The organism is Curtobacterium uvaldense, assembly GCF_028307415.1.
GTDB lineage: Bacteria > Actinomycetota > Actinomycetes > Actinomycetales > Microbacteriaceae > Curtobacterium.
Window position 1 is genome coordinate 82,405 of the sequence record NZ_JAQMHU010000015.1, and the last position, 6,453, is coordinate 88,857.

The window sequence follows — 6,453 nt, forward strand, 5'->3', positions numbered from 1 at the left end:
GGGCCTGGCTGGCGGGGTCGGTCACTTCGTGGTCCTCCTCGGAGCCAGCAGGGTCACGCCGTCGGACGCCGGAGGGAGCCCCGCGAGCATCGCGACGATCTCCTCCCAGGCCTCGACGTGCGCGGTCAGGTCCTCGTCGCGGGGCGTCCACGAGGCCCGGAGCTCGAGCTGTGCGCCGTCGCCCTGGGCCGCGAGGTCGCCGTAGCCGCGCGAGATGATCTTGGTCGCCGTGCCCGACGCCCGGTCGTACGTCGCACCGTGGGCAGCGAGCGCGTCGACGAGCCAGCTCCACGTCACGTCGGCGACGAACTCGTCGACGCCGATCTCCGGTTCGAGCGGTGCCTGGGCGAAGGTCACGACGCGGAACGCGCCGCCCCAGCCCTCCGGTTCTGCGGGGTCGTACAGGGCGATGAAGCGGCCGGTCCCGAGGTCGGAGTCGATGCCGTGCACGGCGCCCGACACGTCCGCCGCGAGGGCGATCGAGTGCGGTGCGATGCGTGACGGCGAGGGGATCTCGGTGACGGTCGTCTCGGTGCGGGTCCGGCCCGGTGCGACGAACGCGCGCAGGCGTTCGAAGGCCTCGGGCTCTCGGGATTCGGACACGCTTGCAGACTAGGCTCCGGACCATGTCCCGATCAGCGCGACCCGCCGAGGACGTGACCCAGGAGACCGCACGATCGGCCGGGGTCGTCGCGCTCGGCGCGGGCATCGCGGCCGCTGCGGTCACCACCGCGGTCATCGGCGGCTTCGTCGCCGCCGTCGCCCGAGCGGTCGTCACGCCCGACCGGAAGCGCGTCGAGCGTGTCCCGATCCACGCGGTCGACACCGGTCGGATGACCGTGACGCTCGAACGGACCGCCGACACCGAGCTGCAGGGGCGCTACAGCCTGTGGTTCGGCGGCGGTACCGGGCACCTGCGCGTCGGTGAGGTGCTCGGCACCACCGACACCACGGTCACGCGTCGCATCATCGCGATCGACGCCGGCGACCCGACCGCGGCTCGGCGCGGGCGCTGGGGCGGGTGGTTCTACCTCACGCCAGGCGAGCTCGACGTGCCCGTCGAGGACGTCGACATCCCGACACCGAACGGCGCCGCGCCGGCGTGGGTCGTCCGCGCCGACGACCCCGACGCGCCCTGGGCCGTGCTCGTGCACGGTCGCGGGGTCACCCGCGCCGAGACCATCCGCGCCGTCCCGGTCTTCCGCGCCGCCGGCTACTCGGTCGTCCTCGCCTCGTGGCGGAACGACGGCGTCGCCCCGCGCAGCGAGGACGGACGCTACGGCCTCGGCAGCACCGAGTGGGAGGACGTCGACGGCGTGCTCCGCTGGCTCACCGCGCAGCAGGCCCGGAGCGTCGTGCTCATGGGATGGTCGATGGGCGGTGCGGTCGTCCTGCAGACCCTCGTGCGGTCGCGGTTCGCCGGGCTCGTCGACGGGATCGTGCTCGAGTCGCCGGTCGTCGACTGGCACGCGGTGCTCGAGTCGCAGAGCCGTGTCCTGAAGCTCCCGCGCCCGGTGCGCAAGGTCGCCCAGCGCATCCTCCGGACGCCCGTGCTGCACCACGTCGCCGGGCTGCACCACCCGGTGGACCTCCGGGAACTCGACATGGTCGCCCGAGCTGACGAGCTCGACGTGCCGATCCTCATCCTGCACAGCGACGACGACGGGTTCGTGCCGTCGTCGGCGTCGCACGAGCTGGCGCGGGTGCGGCCGGACATCGTCCGGCTCGAGGTGCAGACGACGGCGCGGCACACGAAGCTCTGGAACCACGACGCGGACTGGTTCGACGCGCGGATCCTCGCGTGGCTCACCGAGGTGGTGCAGCCGACGGACGCGACCAGCGCGCGGTAGACGAGAACGATGGTCGGACGGGAGGCACGGTGCCAGCTGGCACCGTGCCTCCAGGCCGTCCTGGGTCAGGGTCGGTCGTCGTCCTGGTCGTGCCGCAGACGTCGCGCGATCGTCGTCGCGAGGACCGCGGTGCGGTCCGGTGTGAACGCGACGGTCGCGACCACTCCGGGAGCGTCGAGAGCGCAGAAGGGGAGGTCGTCAGCGTCGAAGCGTGCCACTGCGGCGACGAAGGACTCGAGGTCGAGGACCGTGAACCCCCGCTCGGCGGCCAGACCGTACTTGGTCGCGAACGTCTCCGCGGTCGTTCGAGCGCCCTGCTCGACGAGTCTGATGCGGTCGTCGGGCGCGAGGAGTCGGACGAGTTCGAGGGCCCGGTCCGCGCCGGGTGCCGCGGTCGCGGCGAGCAGCGTCGCGAGTTCAGCGGCGCTGATGGTCTCGACCCCGGCGGTACGGTCAGTGACCGTAGCGGACAGGAACGCGCCGTCCGACGCCCGGAGCAGGACCGTGAGGACCTCGTCGCCGAGGTCGACCTACCGGACCAGCACCGGGTCGTGCCCGAGCTCGTCGAGGGGCGTCACGAGGGCATCGTCGCGGGGCGTCCCCGCTCGTCTGCTCCGGCGGAGTGCGCGGGCGATCGCGGCGGCAGGGGCGTCGTACCCGAGCACGTCCGCGTCGTCCGGCACGGCGTCCAGGATCTCGTGGGCTCGGGTGGGGACGTCGAGGCGTCTGGGGAGGGTCAGGCGGAGCAGTGGCACGCTCGTGCCGGAGGTCGTCACGTCATGCCTCCACGAGGATGCGGGGAGCAGCCGGAGCGTGTCGGCTGTGGCCGTGCCGACTACCGGACACCGTGACCTCCGTCGCCCTCGTCCGCGGCGCGGATGAGCTGGTCCGGCCGGGGGAGTTCGGCCGGCATCTCCGTCGTGAACCACGGGAGCTCGAAGGAGTCAATCCGGCCGTCGAGCATCCACACGAGGACTTCACCCGCGAGCGGTGCCTCGTCCGTGCGGTAGGCCAGCGATCCCGGCAGACGACCGTCGGGCAAGTCGGCTCGGGGTGTCTCCGCGAGCACGACGTCCCAGATCCTCGGAGCTGTCTCCTGGACGGCTCGCACCGCCTCGGCCTGCTGTCGGAGTTCCGCCGCTCCCGGCGCGGGGAGCGTGTCGAGGAACGCGAGCAGGAGCGACTGGACGCGGTACGCGGCGAGGTCAGCGTCTCGAGTGCCGATCGAGGGTACCGCGACCTCCGGACCGAACAGCCGCTCGAACGCTTCCGAGACGCCGATGACCGAGGGATCCAGGACCACGGAGGCCTCGCCGCTGTGGAAGAAGTCGATGCGGAGGACCGCCCGGGCCGGGTCAGCCGCGGCGCCGAACGGGACGCCGAAGAACTCGCCGTCGATCAGCTGGTCGTTGTCACGGACGAGCGTCAGCATCTCGTCGTGTGAGAACCACAGGCCAGGTGGCGGTGCTGCTCTGAGACGACGGTCCCACTCGTGCACGTTCACCGTCGATCCCGAGCGCACGACGATGTCGAGATCGGTGACGAGCCACCGGAGCGGTGGGACGGTCAGCGATGTGAAGACGTCGTGGAACGCGGGGAGCAGGTGTTCGTCCGACGGCCGTGTCCGGAAGGACAGAAGGCCGCTTTCGGTCTCTGGGTGGTGGAGCCAGATGGCGGGGCCCCCGCCCGGCATGATGATGATCCTGGTCGGGGGCGTCTCCGGTCCGATGTAGTGCCACGACTCGAACTCGGGGTGCGGTCCGGCGGTCAGACGCGAGCCGTCGGAGAACGTCATCGACAGCGTCGAGCCCGTGGCGTGCGCCTCGGTGACCACGAGCGTGTGCAGGCGGAGAGCCGGCACCAGCCCCGACTTGTCGCCCTCCGGATCGATCATCGTTGCGGTGTCCGGTGACCCACCAAGGGAGAACGGACACTCGAGGATGACGGTGGCGCCGTTCGAGAGCAGGAGTCGGAGCGAGTAGTCGACCCAGATGGCGTCGATCGTCTCTCCGACGAGGAGCAGGGGGACGTCCTCGATGGCCAGTTCGCTCATCGTTCGCTCTTCCGCGGGCGGTCCGGATTCGTGCGTGCTCGCTCAGAAGGTTGAGCGGCCAGCTCGTGCATCCGCGCGTCCGCCTCAGTCTTGTAGATCTCACCCCAGGCGATGCTCGCAGGCATGTCATGGGCAGGCTGGTCGACGTCAGGCAGACAGATCTGCACGAAGTGCGGGAAGGCGGGGAACGTCCAGAGGTCTTCGTCCTCGAACCGACTCCACAGCAACAACTCGCTGATGCCGAGCGGGTGACCGAGCTCCTGACCGTGGACGGGTGGATCGCAGCTGACCATCAGCGCATGACGACCGTTCGGGAGCTCGACCGGTCGTTCGACCTCGCACCGGAAGACGGACGAGAACCGCAGGCTGTCCATGGACGAGAGGAAGAACACTTCTTGCATGTCAGAACTCCGGTCTGATGCCGAGATACACGATCAATCGAACAGCTTCGCCGACGCTATCCCCGGTCGGTGCCGAACTTCTTCGAAAGCCGGAAGCCAGCGACGGATGCCGTGATGTGCCTGGATGGCTTTCTCCAAGATCAGCGGCGAGTCGATCGCGCGACGGGGAATCTCCTTCGACTCGGATTCTGTCGCATGCCGAACCTCGGAGCCGCTGAATTCGTGATCTTGACGCCATCGAGTTCGGCAGCCCCGTAGGTGAAGGCAGGCAGATACCGCTCAGAGTCGGCGGCAGCGTGTCCGATCATCTCCCACATTCCTGGTCGAAATCGGGAGTCGAAGATCAGCCGGGAAAACAGCGGTTCCGACCCCGTCAGATCGTCGAGTCTGAGCGACGGGTCCTCGTCAGCTCCGAAGATTCGGTCGAGGATGATGACGTAGAGAGCAGACATGTACTCGCTTACGACCTGGCCGGCCGAGCGGCGCTGGTCGTCGACGGGAATCGTGAACACTTCGCCGATGGACACGTCGGAGACGCTCCTCGCATTGTTCAACATCAAGCGACCGATGCTGTGGTGAGCCTTGAAAGACCTATCCAGCACCATTGGCGAGGCGATCGCGAGACGTTGACGCTGGCCCCGGTGCAAGCCGAACTCAGTCCGGGAAGAGTTCCGACGATGATGGCATCGGCACCCAGCGCACCTTCTCGAGAGCGGGATTTCTGGGTGCCACACCGGCAGCCATCATCAGGAACTTCTCGATGAGCATGGGCGATCGCGTCGTTCTCGGAGGGATGGTAGCGGCTTCTTCGGCGGTCGCCGCGCGGGTCCTCGTCTCATCGAAGCTCGTAAGTCGGACGCCCCCGGTTTCTGGCAGCCCCCAGGTGGAAGCGGGCAGATACCGCCGATTGTCGGTCTGCGCCTGGGTGACCACTTCCCACATTCCCGGCCGGAATCGCGCGTCGTGGGTCCAACTGGCCACGATCGGCGGGTGCATCAGCGCGGCGAGCGCATCGGGGATCGCGACCGGATGCCGAACGAGGTGGTCGAAGACAACGACGAAGACCGCACCCTCGCCGACATGCAGAACTTGACCGACATAGGCGCGATCGTCGTCAATCTTCACACTGAAGACGTCGCTGACCCTGACCTCCAGGACGTCCTTCGAAGCACTCAATACGGATCCCCTCCTGCTGCTTGGTAGCGCGCCTCGCGCATCTGGTGTCGTTTGTTCTCGAGCAACCCATCAGGATTGCCCTTGTTGGTCGGACCGCCGAGACGCCCACGAGGCGTCGTGTCCGTTGTCCGTGAGCCAGTCCTGCACCGCCGTCACGAGGGACTGTGCGTGCAGCGTGCCCCAGCACGTGTTGCACCCCGACTCGTAGTCGGCCAGGGCGTTGCGGAACGACGACACCGCGCCGGACAGGGAGTCGTCGGCACCACGGGTGCTCGAGGCGAACGATCGGAGATCGGCCGGCACCGCCGACGACGTGCCCCCGCTGCCGCCACCGCCCGCCGGGATCGTGCGACTGCGGACCGAGACCGCATCGGCCTGGAGCTGGGGCTCCGGCTCGGGTTCCGGGGGCTTCGGGTCGTCCTCGGCGCCGAACCACGTCGACACCTCGTGCGCGGCACCGACGAAGAAGTTCTCCTCGCGCTCGCGCTTCCGAGCCTCCCACGCCTTGGCGTCGGCCCGTCGTCGGTCCTCCTGCTTCGCCGCCTCGCGCAGCTCGTCGACGAAGCCGACCAGGGACGACAGCGCGTCCGAGAGCTTGCTCGCGCTGCGGGAGGCGATGCCGGCGTTGTCGGCGAACACCTGCGAGAAGTACCCGCGGAACTCGCGTCCCGCGCTCGTCACCGCAGCGGCACGCGTCGCAGTCTGTCCGTTGATCGCGGACGCCAGGTTGCGCGCCGCGGTCTTCAGTGCGTCGGCGTCACCGTACGAGTACCCAGTCGGATCGTTGCCGTGGACCTTCGCCATGATGTCTCCCCCCGATGACTCCTCGATCTTGGCACGGCAGGAGGGCGGATGACCAGGAGGGGAAATATCGCGTACGGACAGAGTGACGAACGGGAGGCGGGGGGGGGGGGGGGGCCCCGCCCCCCCCCCCCCCCCCCCCCCCCCCCCCCCCCCCCCCCCCCCCCCCCCC

Annotated in this window: 9 protein-coding genes; 1 reads left to right on the plus strand and 8 read right to left on the minus strand. The window is 69.2% G+C overall.

Going from position 1 to position 6,453, the window contains the following annotated elements:
• Positions 1 to 21 precede the first annotated feature (21 nt).
• Positions 22 to 603: a DUF3000 domain-containing protein gene (locus PIJ49_RS10450; protein WP_066654075.1), complete on the minus strand. Its 582-nt coding sequence runs from the start codon at positions 601 to 603 to the stop codon at positions 22 to 24.
• A gap of 23 nt (positions 604 to 626) precedes the next feature.
• Here PIJ49_RS10450 and PIJ49_RS10455 point away from each other — a divergent pair, with 23 nt between their 5' ends.
• Positions 627 to 1,850, plus strand: coding sequence for an alpha/beta hydrolase family protein (locus PIJ49_RS10455; RefSeq protein ID WP_081984827.1), 1,224 nt, complete (start codon positions 627 to 629; stop codon positions 1,848 to 1,850).
• Positions 1,851 to 1,915: 65 nt separating this feature from the next.
• Here the strand turns inward: PIJ49_RS10455 and PIJ49_RS10460 are convergent, their stop codons facing one another.
• From PIJ49_RS10460 to PIJ49_RS10490, 7 genes are all read right to left on the minus strand, one after another.
• Positions 1,916 to 2,068, minus strand: coding sequence for a hypothetical protein (locus PIJ49_RS10460; RefSeq protein WP_271826549.1), 153 nt, complete (start codon positions 2,066 to 2,068; stop codon positions 1,916 to 1,918).
• A 312-nt stretch (positions 2,069 to 2,380) separates the two neighbouring features.
• Positions 2,381 to 2,626 carry a hypothetical protein gene (locus PIJ49_RS10465; protein WP_251161060.1) on the minus strand — a complete coding sequence of 82 codons (246 nt, stop codon included), beginning with the start codon at positions 2,624 to 2,626 and terminating at the stop codon, positions 2,381 to 2,383.
• Between the two features lie 59 nt (positions 2,627 to 2,685).
• The gene (locus PIJ49_RS10470; protein ID WP_251161059.1) at positions 2,686 to 3,903 is read right to left on the minus strand and encodes a DUF6188 family protein; all 1,218 of its coding nucleotides are present in this window, start codon (positions 3,901 to 3,903) and stop codon (positions 2,686 to 2,688) included.
• Positions 3,900 to 4,304, minus strand: a complete 405-nt coding sequence (locus PIJ49_RS10475; RefSeq protein WP_251161058.1) for a hypothetical protein — start codon at positions 4,302 to 4,304, stop codon at positions 3,900 to 3,902. The genes PIJ49_RS10470 and PIJ49_RS10475 overlap by 4 nt, the downstream gene beginning before the upstream one ends.
• A gap of 140 nt (positions 4,305 to 4,444) precedes the next feature.
• On the minus strand, positions 4,445 to 4,831 hold the full coding sequence (locus PIJ49_RS10480) for an Imm26 family immunity protein (protein ID WP_271826550.1): 387 nt from the start codon (positions 4,829 to 4,831) through the stop codon (positions 4,445 to 4,447).
• Between the two features lie 127 nt (positions 4,832 to 4,958).
• Positions 4,959 to 5,480, minus strand: coding sequence for a hypothetical protein (locus PIJ49_RS10485; protein WP_066654081.1), 522 nt, complete (start codon positions 5,478 to 5,480; stop codon positions 4,959 to 4,961).
• A 69-nt stretch (positions 5,481 to 5,549) separates the two neighbouring features.
• Entirely contained in the window at positions 5,550 to 6,284 is a 735-nt protein-coding gene (locus tag PIJ49_RS10490; RefSeq protein WP_251154998.1) for a hypothetical protein, read from the minus strand.
• Positions 6,285 to 6,453 lie beyond the last annotated feature (169 nt).

Bases quoted from the DNA above. Each gene is read 5' to 3' on its own strand.
- PIJ49_RS10455 (WP_081984827.1), top strand. From the start codon at position 627: ATGTCCCGATCAGCGCGACCCGCCGAGGACGTGACCCAGGAGACCGCA.
- PIJ49_RS10470 (WP_251161059.1), bottom strand. From the start codon at position 3,903: ATGAGCGAACTGGCCATCGAGGACGTCCCCCTGCTCCTCGTCGGAGAG.
- PIJ49_RS10490 (WP_251154998.1), bottom strand. From the start codon at position 6,284: ATGGCGAAGGTCCACGGCAACGATCCGACTGGGTACTCGTACGGTGAC.
- PIJ49_RS10475 (WP_251161058.1), bottom strand. From the start codon at position 4,304: ATGCAAGAAGTGTTCTTCCTCTCGTCCATGGACAGCCTGCGGTTCTCG.